The following is an 18,884-nucleotide window of genomic DNA, read 5'->3' as shown; positions in this document are numbered from 1 at the left end:
GCTAAATCGTTTTTTATTATTGTCTGCTATTGTAATTCGGAGCCTCCTTTGTGATCGTTATATCATGTGGATGACTTTCGCGCATACTGGCAGCACTTATTTTTACAAATTTTGCACCTTGTAGCTGTTCGATGGTTGCAGCGCCGCAGTAGTGCATGCCGGCTCGTAACCCACCGATATATTGATATACAATCTCTGCAAGGGTGCCTTTATAAGGAACCCGACCGACAATTCCTTCGGGAACCAGTTTAGTGACCACATCTGTTTCGTCTTGAAAATATCTATCCTTTGAGCCTTTTGCCATCGCATCGACTGATCCCATTCCTCTATACGACTTAAATTTTCGGCCTTCATAGATAATGGTTTCTCCCGGAGACTCTTCTACCCCGGCAAATAAGGATCCGGCCATGATGGTGCTTGCTCCTGCAGCAATTGCCTTTACGATGTCGCCCGTTTGCTTGATTCCGCCGTCTGCTATTACCGGGATGTTCCGTCCTCTAAGTGCTTTGGCACATTCAAAAACTGCATATAGTTGAGGTACACCAACGCCCGCAACAATACGCGTGGTACAGATAGACCCCGGGCCAATGCCAACTTTAACGGCATCGGCGCCTGCATCAGCTAAAGCGATCGCTGCTTCAGCCGTGGCTATGTTGCCTGCTATTACTTGTAGATCGGGATATAATTTTTTGACACTTTTTACCATATCTATCACACCTTTGGAGTGACCATGGGCGGTGTCTACGGTAATCACATCTACACCAGCTTTAACAAGTTCGGCTACGCGTTCCAAATTATCTGCCGCAACACCAACGGCTGCGCCGACAAGTAGGCGGCCATGCTCATCCTTCGCGGCGTTTGGATAATGTTTAAATTTCTGAATATCCTTGAAGGTAATCAGGCCGACAAGCTTCCCTTCGCCATCCACCACCGGTAATTTTTCTATTTTATAGTTTTGGAGTATCTCTTCCGCTTTAACAAGGTTAGTACCTATGGGGGCTACTACTAGATTGTCTTTGGTCATTAACTCGCTAATGGGTCTTTCCATATCTTTTTGGAAACGTAGATCGCGATTTGTAACAATCCCGACCAATTTTTTCTCGCCATCAACGACCGGTATCCCTCCTATTTTATTATCTTTCATGATGGTAAAAGCATCTTTAACAAGCGCTGCTTCATTCAAAGTTACCGGATCTTGGATCATTCCGCTTTCCGATCGCTTTACTTTACGCACCTCATGAGCTTGTGCCTCCTTGGTCATATTCTTATGTAATATACCGATACCGCCTGCTTGGGCAAGAGCGATTGCTAGTTCTGCCTCAGTAACCGTATCCATGGCCGCAGAAATCAAAGGAATATTTAGTCTGATTTTTTTCGTTAGCTGCGTACTTGTATCCACATCACGGGGCAATACTTCGGAGTAAGCAGGAATTAATAATACATCGTCGTAGGTGAGACCTTCAGCTACAAATTTTTCTGGATCTAATTGCATGGCAAATATGTATAGGGGTTACTATTTGCCAGGCAAAAGTACGATTTTTTTTCAAATCTATACGTATAATGTCGCTCTTTTTGTAAATACAAAGTAATTTTGTGCTGAACTGGAAGTTTCGGAGATCCATTACTATTGCGTATTGCTAAAATCCAACGCTATATTTACCGATATATTCCTTACCTTTGCCCCCTTTAAATTTCGCTGTTAACGATGAGCAACTTGCAAATAGAGATAAATAAACGAAGAATCTTTGGGATCATTAGTCACCCGGATGCTGGTAAAACGACGTTGACTGAAAAACTATTGTTGTTTGGAGGAGCTATACAGAAAGCTGGCACGGTCAAAAGAAATAAAGCGGAGAAAACAGCAACCTCTGACTTTATGGAAATTGAAAAACAACGGGGTATCTCGGTTGCCACCTCAGTGATGGGGTTTAATTACAAAGACCGAAAAATAAATATACTGGACACGCCTGGTCATAAAGACTTTGCAGAAGATACCTACCGAACGCTCACTGCGGTTGATTCGGTCATTTTGGTGATTGATTGTGTTAAAGGAGTTGAAGAACAAACACGGAAGCTAATGAGTGTTTGTAGAATGCGGCATATCCCTGTAATGGTTTTTATCAATAAAATGGATCGTGAAGGCAAGGACCCTTTCGACCTATTGGAAGAAATCGAAAAGGAGCTAAACATTTCTACCCGCCCACTTAGTTGGCCCATTGGAATTGGCAGTACCTTTGCGGGTGTTTATCATCTTTACAAAAAACAGCTAAAATTGTTCAGCGCTGAAAATAAAATGAATATCGCTGACGACTTTATCGAAGTTGAAGATCTGTCGAGTATTGAACTTGAGCGACAACTGGGGGATAAAGCCGCGAGAAAATTACGCGATGAGGTTGAGTTAGTAGAAGGTGTGTATGAACCTTTTGATTTGACGCTTTATCGATCAGGTTATTTGGCTCCTGTCTTTTTCGGAAGTGCAATCAATAACTTCGGTATTGAAGAGTTATTGGACACGTTTGTAGAAATAGCGCCGGAGCCGCAAGCGCGAGAGACAGATAAAAGGACCGTGCAGCCCAACGAAGAAAAATTTACAGGCTTTGTGTTTAAAATACATGCCAATTTAGACCCAAACCATCGGGATCGTATTGCTTTTTGTCGCGTATGCTCCGGAAAATTCGAACGTAATAAATTTTATCAACATATCCGATCCAATAAAAAATTAAAATTTGCGTCCCCTACAAGCTTTATGGCCGATGCCAAGAGTTTGGTTGATGAAGCTTGGCCCGGTGACGTAATCGGATTATATGATGCCGGTAACTTTAAAATTGGCGATACATTGACTGAGGGCGAAACGTTAAAGTATTTGGGTATTCCAAGCTTTTCTCCGGAAATTTTTAAAGAGCTGGAAAACATGGACCCGATGAAAACGAAGCAATTGGAAAAAGGAATTACGCAGCTTGTGGATGAGGGTGTGGCGCAGCTTTTTACGCAAAATCTGGGAAGCAGAAAGTTTGTTGGTACGGTGGGTGAGCTTCAGTTTGAAGTGATTAAATTTCGCTTACTTCATGAGTATGGTGCGTCATGTAATTTTAGGGCAATCAGTTTCACAAAAGCAAGTTGGATAACATCCAATGATCAAAATCAGATGGAAAAGCTCATGCGGTCTCAGGCCAATCGTATTGCTTTTGATAAGGAAAATAGACCCGTGTACCTTTCAAACTCCAAGTGGGATATTGATTCAACAATGCGTGAGTATCCCGATGTTGTGTTTCATGAAACCAGTGAGTGGTAAGTTGAGCTTGATTCAGCTAATTAACGTAGCGTTGGATAGCTTAAAAATTGTAAGTTGCCGTTGCCCTTTACGGTAAGGGTATCGGTATGGAAATTGCCGTCTTTGCTCTTCAGTTGGAGGGCGATTTTGTTTTCTCCTAATTTTAGTGGAACCCTGGTGTAAAGTATTTGGTTCGGGAGGGATTGCCAATTTCGTGTGTCAGCTTTTTCAGAAAGTAGACTGTATAATTGAACGCCGAAACCTAATCCTTCCAGTAATGCATTGTCTTTTCCGTTTTTTCCGGAACCTTTTGCGCTTTCCTTTAATGCGTACTCGGCACCTTTTTTTATGGCTAAACGGGTAAGTGTTTTTCCCATTTCTTTGCCAAAACGTTGTTTTAATGTTTCTACAGCTAATGCGTTGATATCTTCCGCTTTTTCAAAATAAAAATGGTTACTGTCAACGTTAATCGAAGCGTCCGTAAAATAAGCTGGTTTTGAGACGTATTTAGGAAAGGCCACCCGCACACTATGTACATCGTTCAAACTGGTACTGTTATTACGGTACACATCATGATCAATTGGAATAAGAATCGTTCCCGCTGCATTGGTAAATACAAAATCACCATTACTTCCTTTAACCAAAGAAAACACTAAATCCTCTTGTTGCTTAATGGGTGCCAAGCCGTTTTCCCAGAATAAGACGAGTTCTCCTCCCGCACCTACTTGGTAATGTTTGTAAGGCATATTGAAAATTTTCTCAAAACGTTGAAGCTCCGATTCGAAACCATTAAGGTAGGCCATTCGCATTACATCATATTTTAAACCGGTTGGGATGGGGGTATCGTAATAGATCGTGTCCTTTTGTTTAAGATACACTTCTACCGCATTTCGATAAGCGATAAAGGCATTATTAACATCCCGATCACGTTCATAAATAAGCCCTTGTAACATAAGGGAGAAAGCGTCCTGAGAATATCTATTGGCCTTATCGTTGTATTTATCTGCTTGCGCCTGCGTTTGTAAACTAATGCGTCTGGCCTCTACAATGGCTTCCTCAGTATTATTCAGGTATATATAATTGAGTGCCTTGTAATAATGAATCATAAACTTTTCAAAGTCTTCGCCCTTATAGTTTTGCGTCATTGGATTTACCAGTGTTCCAACTATCGCATCTCGGGTGTTCCCTAAACCGATTTCCAGCAACCTGTCTGCTTCGTTAAAATAACGGTTACTAGCCTCGTAATTACCATTTAATTGACTAACACGGCCAAGTTCCATTAAGTACAGCAATTTGTTACGGGGTTTCTTTAATAAAGAGTTCCTTTCGAGATCTTTTTCTGCTGCCAGGTAATCACCTTCTGCGATTTTTTTGTAGTATGATGCGACTCGCTCGTTATAACTTGCACAGCCATAAACAAATACCATCAAAAATAAACCCATTAATGATATTGGTATTTGTTTAGAATATTTCTTCATACTGCAACGATGATTCAACTACTAGTTTTTAACGTATTTAGCAATTTTTTTATCTCCAATCCAGACAACTTCATTTGTTTGGATGTCGGTCAATTCCAAATCTACCTGGTAATAAACAACTTTTTGCCTTTTATGTGAATCGACTATAGAGTTGATCGAGCCTTGAAGTATATAGTCAGCACCATTTTCCAGTCCAAACTTCTTCATGGTAGAAAGCGAAGCGTTTTCCTGCTGATCGGCCTTTTCTGCTCTTAGCTCTTCGCGCTTCTTCCCTCCCTGAACTAAGCGTACCCGTTGTGTTTGTATAAAAGCTCTTTCTACATCTTTTACAAAGGTTTCAGCATCAATATGCTCATGGCTTTTATTTTGCATCATACCTACAATTACTACTGGTTTTTTCCCGGCATGCTTTTCTAGATGATCAGCTAACCAATCCGCTCCAAGAATCGTTTTTGTCATTTCGTCAGCTACCATCCTCGAATCCGTATTATTCCAATTTCCACTGATATCTATGGTTTCTTCGGGACTTACACGAGTGACTTGGCGTGCACAGGAAAATATAGTGAAAGAAGCAGCCGTTATAGCGGCGGAAAATAAAAAGTGCTTAAGTTTCATTTTAATTTTTTATTTTTTAAGTTAAAAGTGTTAATACCAAAAGCCTCTGGAGTTGAATCCTAAACCCACATATGGCGACCAACCCCAATTGTTATAGCCGTAATAACCAAATCCAATGGAAGGATAATACCAATCATTATAGTAGGGATTGGCCATTCGCTCTAAATGCCTTCTTTCTCGTCGTAAGGCTCTTCGCTCTTCTCTTGCCTGGTACCAATCATACGCCTTGTAAGTTTGTTGAATGGTCGCTCCCTGGTAACGAAGTAACGAATCACTTAGCCTCACATAGCGTTGAAGACTTCTATTGAAGTTTGGGTTTTGATCTGCCGATTCTATTTTCTGAGCGTTTGCCACTGCAAATGACAAGAATGTCATGCAAAGTAGCTGAAATATACCCTTCTTGTTCATAACAAAGAAAATTAAATATGAGCAAAGCTATTAAATTAACATAGATATTTGTCAATAAACGTTAGCTCACAAGCAATAATTTTGTACTTCTGTTGATTTTGACAATAATTAAACACAATAGATTAATAGAGGTTAATTTTTTTATCCCGTAAAACCATGAAGGGAAAAAGTTCCTCCAACCTATTGATCAATTACCCAAAAATGCCATATGGGCGGGGATATCACCTGTTTCAAAAGACCTTAATAACCTACCTGTTGCGTTGAACTCATACAATGTTCCCGGACTAACATAGTTTTTTGCATCCGTTAGATAAACGTTTTTAGTATTAGCATCAACGGCGATGCCATACGGGATGGTGATGCGGCCGGCTATGTCAGTATCTATATAAGGAAAACCGTTATTCAAGTCGTTAATCAAAAATGAATTAAAAAGAATCGTGTTCTTTTGTGCGTCGCTATCCCATTCGGTAGCATAGGTATATATTTTTTCGTCGTCAATCCAAAAATTACTTACGGGTTTATCCAATTGTTCTATTATACGATCCGTGTAGGGATCGATGAAAAAAAGATTAGAATGCTTGCCTTTATAATCTCCCCTGGACGTTACGTAGATTTTGCCGTGTTGATCTACTTTTACTTGTTGTAGGTTTATGGCAACATCAATTCTCTTTAGCTCTTTGAAGGTTGGCAGATCAATAACGGACAACGTTCGCTCATAGGTATTCGGATTGTATCCGCCTGAATTGGCGACATAAAGCTTATTGTTAGAAACAGCAAGCCCTTCCGGTTGCCGACCTACTGAAACTTCTCTCAAAATGTTTAGCGACATGGTATCGATTTCAACTACCGTTCCGTTCGGAGAATTAGGACCTAAGGATATGGATGCGTTATACGAGCTGACATAGACTTTCCCCTGTGCGGCTGTTATATAGCGGCAGTTAATAAGATCAATCGACTTAATACGTTTGGCAGTAAACGCATCTAGTACTTCTATTTTATTGGATGCGTTTACAGCAATGTATAGTTTGCCTCCATACAGTTGTATATCATTACCGACATCGCCCAAACCCAAGACAACGGATGGATTAGCTCGCTGATATACATTTCTCTCATAGGTTCCGGTAGTAAAATCATAAAAGTCGAGAGACGCTTTGTTCATCGACATATTACCCTCGTTCAGTAAATATAGGCCCCTACTAAAACGAAAGGTTTCCTCTGCTAAAGGGATTGTATCCTTTCTGCAAGTACTCAAAAGCCCAAAACCGAGTATCACAATGAAAATATAAAATATTGTAACTGTATTGCGCATGCTTAATATTTAAATGATATTCTTATACGGAAATTTCTTCCCGGCATAGGGAAATTTTTAACAACCTCGTAGGGTTGATTGAGAAAGTTATTCATTTCCAACATCAAATTCAGCTTTACCTTTCCTGTAAAGGTAAGATCCTCTTTTCCGATTGAAATGTCATGTGTGTACCAAGGTTGCAAGTAATTGTCTGCACGATTAGCTGCCTGACTGTACCGCTCACCGGTATAAAGAAAGCTATAATTTAAACGAAAGCTTCGATAGTCCATTTGTACTATTAATGAACCGCTATGTTTCGGGATATACGGAATCTGCTGTCCGCGATTAAAGGCTTGGTGATTTTCCTGATTTTTTGTCATATCCAATGCCTCTTCGAACGTATAATTCAATCCCATGGTAATATTGGCCTTTTTAAAGGGCTGATAAACCACTTTTGCCAGGACATCGACACCCTTTGTTTCTACGCGATCTAAGTTATACATTATCCAACGGAATTGATTATTGGCCGGGGAGGCAATTATTTTGTCGTTAATCGTGTTATAGTATACATCTGCCTGTATACTGAAATATTTCAGTGCCTTTGCTAAAGACTTCCCATAAGTTGTACCTACATTGAATTGGTTGGCATTTTCGGGCCTCAATGAAGTGTTTCCAATATCAGTATAATATAGATCATTGAAGGTAGGCATTCGGAAAATGTTCTTATAAAATGCCCTTATTCGGAAATCTTGATAAGTAAAGGGCTGCCAGGATATAGAAAAAGTGGGGCTCAGCCTGCGTTTAACTCCTGCGCCCGCATCATGTTTTGCATGATCTTGTACCAAGGTTGCCAACAAACTCGATTGAAAGGTAACCCGATCTACTTTATATTGCGACGCTAATGCTAAGAGCGTAGTATATCGCGTAGGATAGGCAAAATCGTCTAAGTTCGCGTTTAATTTATTCCATTGCCAGTCCGCACTTAATGACAGGCCCCATTGTCGGGTCACTTTATATTGATTAGCGAACGATAAAAAGATTTCCTGTTGCCTGAAATTATTCTCCAGCGGTCCTTCGATCTTAATGATATTCGGGTTTAAATAATACGTATAATCATTTGCGTATTTAGCATTTACCAAAAACGAATACCGGTTGAGTTCTTTTCGATAGGAACTTTGAAAAAAAATATTGCGATCTTTTTGACGCTGTCCTGTCTCCGGACTTGTGGGTTTCAATCGATTGGCAATAATTGCGTCGGGAAGTCCCCTATCAGATGAATAGATGTATACATGACTACGCCAATCACCGGATAACCATTTTCCATTGATGATTGATTCTGCTCTAAAAGCTTTGATATCGGCGTTTTCTCGGTAAGCCACCGTATCATAGTTTGGGTCTTGCAATCGGAATTTATATTTTCCGCTCGCCTGAATATATTCGGTGCTGATAGTAGCATTTAAATTTTCGTTGATTTTTCTTTCAACTAATAAAGAAGGATTGATTAGGTCAAAAGAGCCATGCTTTAAACCTGCGGTTAGATTATAATCTTTGCCTTCTTTAAATTGAGGTGTTTTACTTTGTAAATACATATAAGAAGCCGAGGCAAAACTTTTGGCCGGTTGTAGTAAAGCTTGGCGGTCGCCATTGTAAAGGCTAATTTGTTCTATGTTTTCAAGCGAATATTTTCCGAGGTCAACTTGTCCGTTTTGCATATTGCCTACAGCAATACCATCTAAGAGTACTTGTGTATGACTGGACCCCATGCTTCTGACATTGATAGTTTTTAGTCCCCCCACTCCTCCATAGTCCTTTAGCTGGACTCCGGAAAGGAAGCGTGTGGCATCTGCTACCGATAAACTATTTAATCCTTTCAGTTCGTTAGAAGTTAAAATCTGGACAGGAACCGCCGATTGAATGGTGAGGTTGTTTTTTGTGCCATAAATGGAAACGGTGTCCATTTTGTTTGTTTGCGCACTTACATTTCGCGTAAGAAAAAGCGTAAAAAGGACAAGCCAAAAAGAAGGGTATAGTGAATAATTATTCAAGTGTTATCAAGGGATATTAAGATCTTCTACAGCCGTTATTTCAGTGGATAGCTCTCCTAGCCTTCCAAGATCTGCCAAAATACCGGTTTGTATCTTGATAAAATTAATAGAAGGAAGATTTACCTTTACCCCTTTTTCGTCTATTGCATCGGCGATGTCTATCTCATCTCCATTATACCTATTGTCTGCATAGCCATAAACAAATGGCGCGCTCGTAATAAAGTCGGGGTTTGTTTGATCAATATTAGTGCTAGGGAGTAAAGAGCCCTGCAATGAATAGGAGTCCTGATCAATCCAACTCGGGAAATAGAGTTGGCGATGTGTATTATTCCTTTTTATTTTTCCTTCATTTCCTGAGCTATCTTTCCACAGAATATCGGAAGTATCTGTAGCAGGCTTAAAATAAGTAACCATATAATCACGCACGTATCCGGGTTTCCCAAATTCACTTCCTTGGATTTCATACCAAGTATCATCCGGAATCCCATTACCGTTTTCGTCTCTCATGAGCCAGACAACTCCCGGTTCTGCAAAGTTGTCCATGGAATTACCATAAACGACGATATCTGCTTTATCAGGTACGTTAATCACCGGGTGGTCGAACCCCAGAACAATGTATCCCCCAAAAGCGCCCAAAGAAACGATTCCTTGATTGCCTCTCAGAATGCTTCGCGCGCCGTTTTCATTATCTAATGATTGACTGATAAATTGTCCGGGTGCCGGTTGGTAGTCAAAGAGTTCTGTTACATATTTGATCGGCCCGGTATCAGTTGGTTCGGTATCGCTCTTTGAGCAGGCCTGTGTTAAGCATGCGGTACAAAGGCCGAAAAAAAGAGTTCTTTTACGTATAACGATTCGTTTTAACATAGCTTGATCCGTTAAGGCAGTAAAAGAAGCGGCAGAATAACTCCTTGTTTATAAGTATAATACAGGGTAAAGTTTAATCTGATGCTTCAATCCACGAAAGCCTAGATTTTTTATTATTCGGCAGGTATTCTGACTTGTTCTCAATTGTTTCGCCTTCCCATACATCCTGTACAGTGGCCAATGAAACATAGTTTAATGAACTTACAGCTGCGGGACAGTTTTGGATTTGCACCAAATTCCCTTTTTCATTTCAATCTAATCTAGATTGAAAACCAAATAACAGGACAAACTTAGATAAAATGCACGACATTGCGAATAGCTACGACGACTAATCAGTATTTTGATAGCTAATCTTAAGCTATTCTCTTATTTGCCCATCGCCCCTAACTATCCACTTGTAAGAGGTCAGTTCCTCCAAGCCCATGGGGCCTCTCGCGTGCAACTTTTGGGTGCTGATACCTATTTCAGCACCTAGACCGAACTGAGCACCATCTGTAAATGCGGTAGAAACATTTGCATATACCGCGGCTGCATCCACGGTATGTAAAAATCGAGCGATTGTTTCAGGGTTTTCAGCGATAATGGCTTCGCTATGTTTAGAGCTGTATTGCGCTATATGTGTAAGTGCATCGTCAATGTCTTTTACCACTTTTATGGCCAGTTTAAGCGAAAGGAATTCGGTTCCGAAATGGCTTTCTTCCGCTTGACGAAGTAAATGTTGAGGGTAATGACTTTCAAGCTGTCTGTAACTTTCTTCGTCGGCGAAGAGCTCAACTTCTTTATGGGATAAAGGCTCTGTCAGTAAAGCTAAATCAGCTAATCGTTCTTTATGTACAAGCAGGCAGTCTAGCGAATTACAAACACTGACACGGCGAGTTTTTGCATTATGAATAATAGCTTTTCCTTTTTCCACGTCGGCAGATACATCAAAATAAGTGTGGACAATGCCTGCGCCTGTCTCAATAACGGGGATCTTACTCGCGGTACGCACATAGTTTATTAACTGCTGGCTACCACGAGGAATAAGTACGTCTACATAACCCACAGCTTGTAGTAAAGCCTCTGTTGCTTCGCGTTCGGCAGGCAATAAAGTTACGACCTTTGACGATACATTGTGCCTCTCAAGCACAGTTTGTATGATTTTAACAATAGCCGTATTAGAAAATGCTGCGTCGCTGCCCCCTTTTAATAGCGTCACATTGCCTGTTTTAAAGCAGAGAGCGAATACATCAAGCGTTACATTTGGACGAGCTTCGTAAATGACACTTATAACACCCAGTGGAACCCTTACTTTTTCAATATGAAGCTTATTAGGAAGCGTGCGACTTTCAAGGATGCCCCCAATTGGATTTTTAAGATGAGCAACATGCTCTATATCGGATGCGATTGCTGATATTCGGTGTTCACTTAACAGTAATCGGTCATATTTCGGATCATCAGTCGGCATCCTATTAAGGTCCTTCTGGTTTTCTTCCAATAAAAAAGAAGTCTTATTTCTAATCTCATTCGCAAGATCAGTCAGTATTAGGTCGATCGTTTCATTTGATAGACGCAGCATTTCTTGTTGTGCGTCTTTCGCATGCTGAAAGTATTGCAAGTAATTCATCTTTTACAGTATTTTGTCTTGCCTTTGTAGGTTACCGCTAAAATGGGTACCTGATAAAAATTAAACTAATAAACAGAGTACAGGTAATCGTAATGAACAAGTGGTTTTTGATTTTTTACACCCATCCGTTCACGCGCTTTGTCGGCACCATATTGAGCAATTCCCCAGCCAATAGTTTGCTGGTGTTCGTCGAGTATCTTGATAACATCACCTTTCTTGAATTCACCGGATACAGCAGTTATGCCAATAGGCAAAAGGCTGCTAACTTTACCGGAAGTCAGTACCTCTTTGGCGCCGGTGTTCAGTTGAACCGTACCCGATGCAGCGCCTTCCGCATGTGCAATCCATTTCTTCCGTTCGGATTTGTGTTTTTCCGGTAGAAAATGTGTATGCACCAAATCTTCAAATAATAGATCTTTTAACACATTGTCGCGTTTGCCGTTTGCAATATGTACCGCAATTCCCAGTTTTGCAACTTTACCCGCAATAGAGGCTTTTGTAATCATGCCGCCTCTCCCAAAAGTAGACTTCTCGGCTTTGATAATAGCGGAAAAATTATATTCATTTTGTTTAACCTTTTCTATAATATGCGTATCGGGAAGTTTGGGGTCACCATTATATATCCCATCTATATTAGATAGTATAATCAGCGCATTTGCGTTTAACATAGATGCGATTAGGCCTGCTAATTCATCATTATCCGTAAACATCAGCTCCGTTACCGAAATCACATCGTTTTCATTAACGATGGGAATTACATCATTCTGTAATAGAGAATGGAAACAGTTTTTCATGTTTAAGTAATGTACCCGATCACGAAAATCTTCCTTTGTAACCAAAACTTGCGCGCATAGCATCTCGTGTTCGTTAAACAGTTGCGAGTAGGTGTTGATAAGTTTTACCTGTCCGATGGAAGATAATACCTGTCTTATAGCAACGGTATGTTTAGCTTCTTTTATCGAGGGAAGTAAGCTTCTGCCTGATGCAACAGCACCGGACGACACGACGATCAATTCAATACCCTTTTTCTTTAAATAGACTAATTGTTCGACGAGATGCTGAATACGGGAATAATCCGGTAACCCATTTTCTTTTGTTAGCACATTCGACCCTATCTTGACAATAATCCTCTTGTAGCTAAATGCCATTTTTTAAGCTGAATTTTATTGGAACCAATAAGCGGGGCTTAGTGGTTTCCAAATTAACATCTTTTTATCGCAATAGGCAAAAAAATGACAATAAAATATTCAGAAGGCTTATCCTTTGTTATTATTTGAATTACAGTGCCTTAATATTTGCCAGCTCTATACAAGGCTACGTTTTATTTATAACAAGCATCGGTACAACCGCATGAAAAGCTAAATCTTCTGCTAAGTCGGACAGAAACAACTTGTGAAAGAAGGACCTATGTCTTTTTGTAAATAAGACTAAAATGGAAGGTTTCATGCGCACCAGCTGATCTCTTAGGTTTTTTAACAGCGTATGAACCGGATTCGTTTTCTCAAAATGGAACGTAATGCCATAGTTGTATTTTTTTTCAACTTCCTGTTGATTATACTTGTCCGGTATAAGAGCCAGATCCGGAACAAAATGTAGTACTTCAATAGGGGTTTTAAGTGCGGAAGAAAAATTAACAACCCTTTCAATCTCCGCATCAAAATCTTGCAGATCTGATGCATATACGATCTTGGTAAAAGGTTGAATTGCATAGTCTAGCGGTACAACAATTACGGGGACATCAGATTTTGTTACCAAATTGCCGGTATTTGTTCCGAAAAGCCGGTCTATCTTGTCCGCTCCCTTCGTGCTCATGCATATATAATCGATACCCGAAGTTTTTGCGCAGTAATTTAACAAGGCACTGTCTGCTCTAACGCCTCTGATTACTTCTACAGAAAAGCGCTTTGGCTGGATTCCCATTTCGTTATATATACCTAAAACGAACTCCTCCAGTTTTACCTGATATGCTGACTGTTCCTTATCCTCGGTGAGAGAAGTTTGAACAACAGGATCTTCCTTGACAGCGAATACTTTGGCTAAATGATTCACATATATAAACTGTAAATGAATTTCAGCGTCCGTTTGATTTGCCAAATGTATGGCAAAATGAATACCGGCAAGGGAATTAATGGAAAAATCAGTTGGCACTAAAATTTTCATAATCTTTATTTTTTAAGTTAACTAAAGCAACTTTACGTTAAAGTTACCGCTAATTTTTCAATATTTTAATGACTTAGATCACCTTCCCTTTTTAAACACTTGTTGAAATCGATGCGATCGGATAAATATTTGCAAAGAATAATATCTTTGCAAATAATCTGAACATGCAAGCATTAGAATTGCTCTATGAAGAAACAGGGAGCCAATAGAAGAGAAAAAATAATGGAAGCTGCACTTCTGCTGTTTTCAGTTAAAGGCTATGCAGACACATCGACTAAATTGATTGCCAAAGAAGCCAATGTTTCAGAGGCCCTTATATTTAAACATTTTGAGAATAAAGATAAATTGTTATTTCACCTTATTAAATCGGGTTATCGCAGGGTACTAGTCCAGAATAAGGGAATGTTAACCTATCATGATCCCAAATCTTTTTTGCGTTATATGATTGACCTTCCCAAAAAATTAGTAAGTGAAGAGCCACTTTTCTGGAAATTGCAAGAAAGGCTTTCTCATCATGAATTTTCGAAGCAACAGCATATATTATTTATGAAACCTGTTGATACGGTTGTTAATAAAGCGTTTACCGAGTTGGGAATGGAGAATCCCGCACTTGAAACGCAATTTCTTTTATTGTTGATTGATACACTGTGGAAAAAAGAAGCTACCGGGGATATGGAGAACATAGATGAAATTGCGAGACTGATAAAGATGAAGTATGGCTTGGAGTGAAACAATTGTTTTACCGAAAGGTGAGTGTTTACTTACTTAATTTTCAAATATTTTTTTGGTTTTACGTTTTAAACGTTACATTTGTTCAACTAATCAATTATAAAACTAAGATTTTTTACATAGAGCATCCGTGAGTTTTACAAAACCCTTGCAAAACTCACGTTTTTCTTTATCCTCGAGATGGTTCGCTAACGGGCGAAAAGTCTTTTACTTCTCCCCGTGTTAATAGTAAAAACGAATTGCTAAATATATTATTGTTTAACTAAATGTTTTCCTTCATAATCACGATCGTCTGCCCGGTCTTTTTCTAATGCAAATGATTTTATTTGAGGTTTAATGGGGTTCAAATGAGTACCTTCTTGTTTCTCCTCTTCTTTGGTTTCTACATTTCCTACGGCTCGTACGGAATCTAAATATTGAAAAAGCTCTTTCAGTGCTTTGCAAATGTTTCTTAAATATTTTTCATTCGTAGAACAGAGAACACTATCGTTGAGATCTCCAATGTCTTGAAAGTGAAGTGTCGTAATTTTTCCATTGCTAATAACAGCATGGAATTCGTTGGTATCCGGAAAATCCCATTTAAGTTGATGTATAGTAGTAGTTGTAATCTCCATGGTGATATGGGTTAATGGTTAATGAAATAGTGCATTTTAAATTTTCCCCAGATGGTTTTAATCACGTAATAGTTACCAATATGTATACCACTTTTCCGTATCTGAAGAAGAGTAGATCAGTCTATCCATAATATTTCGGCGTATTACACAATAAAATTGTTCTTTTTTTGTTATTCTAATACATTATTTAGATTTTAGTACACAAATTTGATACATAACAGTAAATCGCCCAAACCCGACTATATGAAATTCAATAAGTATACCATTAAGATCCTGGTAGTTTTAATACTTGTTTTAGGATCAGGTATTGTATTCTTTTCTGGATTCGAAATAAATAGACCATCAGAAGAATCACCCACCAAAGCAGTAAATGCCCAAGAGAAGATTCCGGTTCCACTTCCAAAGCAATTCAATCTAGCTGTCGATTCCTTCGATGTTCACAATAATAAGGTTGAGAGAAATCAATTCATGTCCAATATTCTGTCGGCTTATCAGGTTGATCCTGTTACGATCAGCAAACTTGCTGATAAATCAAGAGCTATATTCAATGTACGTAAAATTTCAGCCGGAAATCCATATACGATCTTTACGTATAAAAGTAACCCACAAAAAGCAGCCTACTTTATTTATCAACCGAATCCGATAGATTATATTGTATATGATCTCCGGGATACGTTAAATGTGTATGCTGGTAAGAAGGATGTTGCTGTCAGGTTGGAAACCGTGTCGAGTGATATCAATCATTCGCTTTATGAAGCGCTGCAGCGGAACGGTGCAGATCCACAACTAGCTATCAAGTTAGCGGAGATTTATGGATGGGCGATCGATTTTTATGCGATTGGTGAGAATGATTGGTTTAAAATCCAATATGAAAGGCGATATGTAGATGATCGGCCTGTAGATGCAGGTCATATTGTGTCTGCGGTGTTTTCACATAAAGGCAAGGAATTGTCGGCATTTTATTTTCAGACAGACAGTACAACTAAAGGAGAGTATTATGATGAAGAAGGTAATAGCGTAAGAAGGGCTTTTTTGAAAGCACCCCTGAAATTTAGCCGGATAACCTCGCGGTATACAAAGCGGCGGTTGCACCCTGTACAGAAAATTTGGAAGGCGCATTTGGGAACCGATTATGCTGCTCCGAGAGGCACACCCATCATTGCTACCGGTAATGGCGTGGTTACCGAGTCGGCCTTCTCTAAATTCAATGGTAATTATGTGAAAATAAAACATAATGGAACTTACACTACGCAGTATTTACACATGAGCAAACGGGCGGTTCGTTCCGGTCAACGTGTTCAACAAGGTCAAGTTATCGGCTACGTGGGAAGCACGGGATTGGCTACCGGTCCACATGTCTGCTACCGTTTTTGGAAGAATGGAAAACAAGTGGATGCACTAAAGCAAAACTTTAGAGAAACCACGCCCCTTCCCTCTAAATTTCTATCGGCTTTCAAGGCTGTCGTAGCAAGAGAGCAAGAGGTTCTCGCTTCGCTCAACGTAGTTGCAGGAGATGCATTAGCGTCTTCCACTGAGCTAACTGATCGTGAGGAAAAAGCGCTGTAAAAATAAAAATCATTTTGTTTAGGTAGATCTTTTGCGAAAGTTTATAAACATTCATACCCATAATAAACAAACAGAAGGGGTTGTAAGTGTTATTAACCTTGGAGATAACTACAACCGATGCCTTGATTTCAATCCGTGTTCGATTGGTATCCATCCTTGGTTTGTGACAGATACCTCCTTTAAAGGTCAACTGGATGAGCTAGCAAACTATGCTGCACATGAAACGGTTTTCGCAATCGGTGAATGTGGTTTGGATAAACGGTGTGAGACCGAATGGCTTCTTCAGGAAAAGGCTTTCTTTGAACAAATAAAGCTTGCGAATCGGATTGATAAACCCCTACTAATTCATTGCGTAAAGGCTTTTGGCGAAGTTGTTCAGTGCCTGCAAAAAGTTAACAGCAAAGTGCCTGTCATTTTTCATGGTTTTAACAGGGGCATAACTGTTGCTCGTACTTTGATAGAGAAAGGATATTATTTGTCATTTGGCCGTTCTCTAATTAGAGATCAACATCTTGAATCGCTAAAAGCATGTCCGCTCACTCAACTCTTTCTGGAAACAGATGATGCCGAATTAGAAATAGAAACGGTTTACAACAAAGCATCGGTAGTGCTAGGTATGCCGGTAGAGGCATTGGCCGTACAACTTCACGAGAACTATGCCCGTGTTAAAAAGACAAAATTTAATATATAAAATACATGCAAGAAACAGCTTGGTTGTCAAGAACAGAAGTTCTGATAGGTAAGGAAAATTTGAATAAATTAATTAATAGCCATGTAATGGTACTGGGCTTAGGTGGTGTCGGTTCGTTTGCAGCCGAATTTTTATGTAGAGGAGGTGTAGGAGAAATGACCATAATCGACGGCGATGTGGTGGATCCGAGCAATAGAAATAGACAACTGCCCGCATTAGCAACAACGCATGGGCAATCAAAAGCGACATTAATGGCTGAACGCTTGTACGCCATTAACCCCGAATTGAAATTGCATGTCATCAACGATTTTATGAGCCCTGAACGCATTGAATCCCTAATTAATATGAATCCGGATTATGCGGTAGATGCTATAGATAGTATAACACCCAAACTTTCTTTTATTAGGCAAGCCTATGCAAAACGAATCCGTTTTGTCAGTTCAATGGGAGCCGGTGGTAAAGTAGATCCCACCAAATTGGAAGTGGTTGATATTTCACAGACTTACAATTGTCCATTGGCGCAACATATTCGTAAAAAACTTAAGAAACACAAAATTTACAAAGGAGTTAAAGTCGTTTTTTCTTCTGAGCTTCCTGATAAGAACTCACTGATCTATACAGATGGAAGTAACTATAAAAAATCTGCTTACGGCACGATGTCTTACATACCGGCAACATTTGGAGCGGTGGCTGCCTCAGCTGTTATAAGAGATTTAATAAAATAGTTTTTTTCTTATTTCTTTATAAGTAAAAAGGCCTCCAGGGAGATTGGAGGCCTTTGTTATTATTAAAAAAAGCGGCCGGATGGCCTAGACATAGGATTGCAAATATACTGAGAAAGTCTAGAATTGTTTCATAATTCTATTGTTTTTTTCATATTTATAAAATATTGTCTTCTGATATGCCCTTTGTCGCCATTCTTTTTTAATTCTATTGATCTTTTGTTTAACAATATCTTAATAGTTAATAATTGTAGCTAATCCGGTAATCATTGCACAGTCCAACCATCCTTGGTTAGGCTCAGTTTAGCTTCATGCTTTTTTATTTGGCTATAGTCTTTCTTATCTAACTTTGAAAAGGGATTAACATTTATATACTTGGTTGTAAAGGTAACAAGGGCGGTTTTTTGTTGTTCGCTGACTTGTACCGACACAACCGAATCAAGTACCTCCTCTGCGATTTTTACCTTCTGGACAGAGCTTAACTGCCCTTTATCGGGAGGCAATAAGAGCTCACTTGCTTTGTCAGTAAAACGAATAATAGCCTTTTGATTCTCTCCTGTTTTATGATTGCGTTCTACCTGTACTAATCCATCTTTTTCCAAACCGGTATCTAACACTCGACGTCCGTCTTCGGCATCTTTCGTATAAATTTGATAGCTCTGAATCTGCGGATATTTTCTATGCTGCTCAATGAGCTTGTACGCCTCTTCCTTTGTTAACGATATTTTATTACAGGCGCATACTATAAGTGCTGCAGAAAATAAAAATAAGATTTTGAAAGTCTTCATTTTATATAGTTTTATCATGTAAAAATATAGGTTTTA

At 39.4% G+C, this 18,884-nt stretch carries 17 protein-coding genes and 1 riboswitch; of the genes, 5 read left to right on the top strand and 12 right to left on the bottom strand.

All coding sequences use genetic code 11. The features are described 5' to 3' along the window. Window positions 1–16: 16 nt before the first annotated feature. Entirely contained in the window at window positions 17–1,492 is a 1,476-nt protein-coding gene (guaB, locus tag M1D52_RS13325) for an IMP dehydrogenase (protein WP_013666899.1), read from the bottom strand. Between the two features lie 213 nt (window positions 1,493–1,705). Between guaB and M1D52_RS13320 the strand changes: the two genes are divergently transcribed. Then, entirely contained in the window at window positions 1,706–3,292 is a 1,587-nt protein-coding gene (locus M1D52_RS13320; protein ID WP_013666900.1) for a peptide chain release factor 3, read from the top strand. 20 nt (window positions 3,293–3,312) lie between these two features. Here the strand turns inward: M1D52_RS13320 and M1D52_RS13315 are convergent, their stop codons facing one another. The 9 genes from M1D52_RS13315 to M1D52_RS13275 form a co-directional block, all read right to left on the bottom strand. Next, entirely contained in the window at window positions 3,313–4,749 is a 1,437-nt protein-coding gene (locus M1D52_RS13315; protein ID WP_437392785.1) for a COG3014 family protein, read from the bottom strand. A 21-nt stretch (window positions 4,750–4,770) separates the two neighbouring features. Beyond that, window positions 4,771–5,364 (bottom strand): penicillin-binding protein activator LpoB, encoded by a 594-nt coding sequence (locus tag M1D52_RS13310; protein WP_013666902.1) that lies wholly within the window; start codon window positions 5,362–5,364, stop codon window positions 4,771–4,773. Window positions 5,365–5,394: 30 nt separating this feature from the next. Next, window positions 5,395–5,772, bottom strand: coding sequence for a hypothetical protein (locus M1D52_RS13305; RefSeq protein ID WP_437392784.1), 378 nt, complete (start codon window positions 5,770–5,772; stop codon window positions 5,395–5,397). Between the two features lie 187 nt (window positions 5,773–5,959). Next, window positions 5,960–7,081 carry a YncE family protein gene (locus tag M1D52_RS13300; protein ID WP_437392783.1) on the bottom strand — a complete coding sequence of 374 codons (1,122 nt, stop codon included), beginning with the start codon at window positions 7,079–7,081 and terminating at the stop codon, window positions 5,960–5,962. Between the two features lie 2 nt (window positions 7,082–7,083). Beyond that, complete coding sequence (locus M1D52_RS13295) at window positions 7,084–9,105, bottom strand: TonB-dependent receptor plug domain-containing protein (protein WP_437392782.1); 2,022 nt, start codon at window positions 9,103–9,105, stop codon at window positions 7,084–7,086. Between the two features lie 6 nt (window positions 9,106–9,111). Further along, window positions 9,112–9,972: a cell surface protein gene (locus M1D52_RS13290; RefSeq protein ID WP_013666906.1), complete on the bottom strand. Its 861-nt coding sequence runs from the start codon at window positions 9,970–9,972 to the stop codon at window positions 9,112–9,114. Window positions 9,973–10,074: 102 nt separating this feature from the next. Further along, window positions 10,075–10,264, bottom strand: a riboswitch (cobalamin riboswitch). 66 nt (window positions 10,265–10,330) lie between these two features. Next, window positions 10,331–11,578: a glutamate-5-semialdehyde dehydrogenase gene (locus M1D52_RS13285; RefSeq protein ID WP_437392781.1), complete on the bottom strand. Its 1,248-nt coding sequence runs from the start codon at window positions 11,576–11,578 to the stop codon at window positions 10,331–10,333. A 65-nt stretch (window positions 11,579–11,643) separates the two neighbouring features. Then, window positions 11,644–12,726 carry a glutamate 5-kinase gene (gene proB, locus M1D52_RS13280; protein ID WP_437360689.1) on the bottom strand — a complete coding sequence of 361 codons (1,083 nt, stop codon included), beginning with the start codon at window positions 12,724–12,726 and terminating at the stop codon, window positions 11,644–11,646. Between the two features lie 166 nt (window positions 12,727–12,892). Further along, window positions 12,893–13,738, bottom strand: coding sequence for a universal stress protein (locus M1D52_RS13275; RefSeq protein WP_130856006.1), 846 nt, complete (start codon window positions 13,736–13,738; stop codon window positions 12,893–12,895). 186 nt (window positions 13,739–13,924) lie between these two features. Here M1D52_RS13275 and M1D52_RS13270 point away from each other — a divergent pair, with 186 nt between their 5' ends. Continuing rightward, window positions 13,925–14,467, top strand: coding sequence for a TetR/AcrR family transcriptional regulator (locus tag M1D52_RS13270; protein ID WP_013666910.1), 543 nt, complete (start codon window positions 13,925–13,927; stop codon window positions 14,465–14,467). Between the two features lie 251 nt (window positions 14,468–14,718). Here the strand turns inward: M1D52_RS13270 and M1D52_RS13265 are convergent, their stop codons facing one another. Next, on the bottom strand, window positions 14,719–15,081 hold the full coding sequence (locus M1D52_RS13265) for a hypothetical protein (RefSeq protein ID WP_437392780.1): 363 nt from the start codon (window positions 15,079–15,081) through the stop codon (window positions 14,719–14,721). A gap of 243 nt (window positions 15,082–15,324) precedes the next feature. On the opposite strand from M1D52_RS13265, the gene M1D52_RS13260 reads away from it, so the two are divergent. From M1D52_RS13260 to M1D52_RS13250, 3 genes are read left to right on the top strand one after another with little or no spacing between them, the layout of a single operon-like run. Next, entirely contained in the window at window positions 15,325–16,647 is a 1,323-nt protein-coding gene (locus M1D52_RS13260; RefSeq protein ID WP_437392779.1) for a M23 family metallopeptidase, read from the top strand. A gap of 31 nt (window positions 16,648–16,678) precedes the next feature. After that, the gene (locus M1D52_RS13255; RefSeq protein WP_130856003.1) at window positions 16,679–17,338 is read left to right on the top strand and encodes a TatD family hydrolase; all 660 of its coding nucleotides are present in this window, start codon (window positions 16,679–16,681) and stop codon (window positions 17,336–17,338) included. 5 nt (window positions 17,339–17,343) lie between these two features. Continuing rightward, window positions 17,344–18,063: a tRNA threonylcarbamoyladenosine dehydratase gene (locus tag M1D52_RS13250; protein ID WP_437392778.1), complete on the top strand. Its 720-nt coding sequence runs from the start codon at window positions 17,344–17,346 to the stop codon at window positions 18,061–18,063. A gap of 263 nt (window positions 18,064–18,326) precedes the next feature. On the opposite strand, the gene M1D52_RS13245 is transcribed toward M1D52_RS13250, so the two are convergent. Beyond that, window positions 18,327–18,848: a hypothetical protein gene (locus tag M1D52_RS13245; protein ID WP_437392777.1), complete on the bottom strand. Its 522-nt coding sequence runs from the start codon at window positions 18,846–18,848 to the stop codon at window positions 18,327–18,329. Window positions 18,849–18,884 lie beyond the last annotated feature (36 nt).

The sequence above is a fragment of the Olivibacter sp. SA151 genome (genome assembly GCF_054130995.1).
The sequence above is the reverse complement of the archived record's forward strand: the minus strand, read 5'-3'. Positions and strand labels throughout refer to the sequence as shown.

Coding starts and splice junctions, on each gene's coding strand:
- guaB (WP_013666899.1), bottom strand. CDS start 1,492: ATGCAATTAGATCCAGAAAAATTTGTAGCTGAAGGTCTCACCTACGAC.
- M1D52_RS13320 (WP_013666900.1), top strand. CDS start 1,706: ATGAGCAACTTGCAAATAGAGATAAATAAACGAAGAATCTTTGGGATC.
- M1D52_RS13315 (WP_437392785.1), bottom strand. CDS start 4,749: ATGAAGAAATATTCTAAACAAATACCAATATCATTAATGGGTTTATTT.
- M1D52_RS13310 (WP_013666902.1), bottom strand. CDS start 5,364: ATGAAACTTAAGCACTTTTTATTTTCCGCCGCTATAACGGCTGCTTCT.
- M1D52_RS13305 (WP_437392784.1), bottom strand. CDS start 5,772: ATGAACAAGAAGGGTATATTTCAGCTACTTTGCATGACATTCTTGTCA.
- M1D52_RS13300 (WP_437392783.1), bottom strand. CDS start 7,081: ATGCGCAATACAGTTACAATATTTTATATTTTCATTGTGATACTCGGT.
- M1D52_RS13290 (WP_013666906.1), bottom strand. CDS start 9,972: ATGTTAAAACGAATCGTTATACGTAAAAGAACTCTTTTTTTCGGCCTT.
- M1D52_RS13285 (WP_437392781.1), bottom strand. CDS start 11,578: ATGAATTACTTGCAATACTTTCAGCATGCGAAAGACGCACAACAAGAA.
- proB (WP_437360689.1), bottom strand. CDS start 12,726: ATGGCATTTAGCTACAAGAGGATTATTGTCAAGATAGGGTCGAATGTG.
- M1D52_RS13275 (WP_130856006.1), bottom strand. CDS start 13,738: ATGAAAATTTTAGTGCCAACTGATTTTTCCATTAATTCCCTTGCCGGT.
- M1D52_RS13270 (WP_013666910.1), top strand. CDS start 13,925: ATGAAGAAACAGGGAGCCAATAGAAGAGAAAAAATAATGGAAGCTGCA.
- M1D52_RS13265 (WP_437392780.1), bottom strand. CDS start 15,081: ATGGAGATTACAACTACTACTATACATCAACTTAAATGGGATTTTCCG.
- M1D52_RS13260 (WP_437392779.1), top strand. CDS start 15,325: ATGAAATTCAATAAGTATACCATTAAGATCCTGGTAGTTTTAATACTT.
- M1D52_RS13250 (WP_437392778.1), top strand. CDS start 17,344: ATGCAAGAAACAGCTTGGTTGTCAAGAACAGAAGTTCTGATAGGTAAG.
- M1D52_RS13245 (WP_437392777.1), bottom strand. CDS start 18,848: ATGAAGACTTTCAAAATCTTATTTTTATTTTCTGCAGCACTTATAGTA.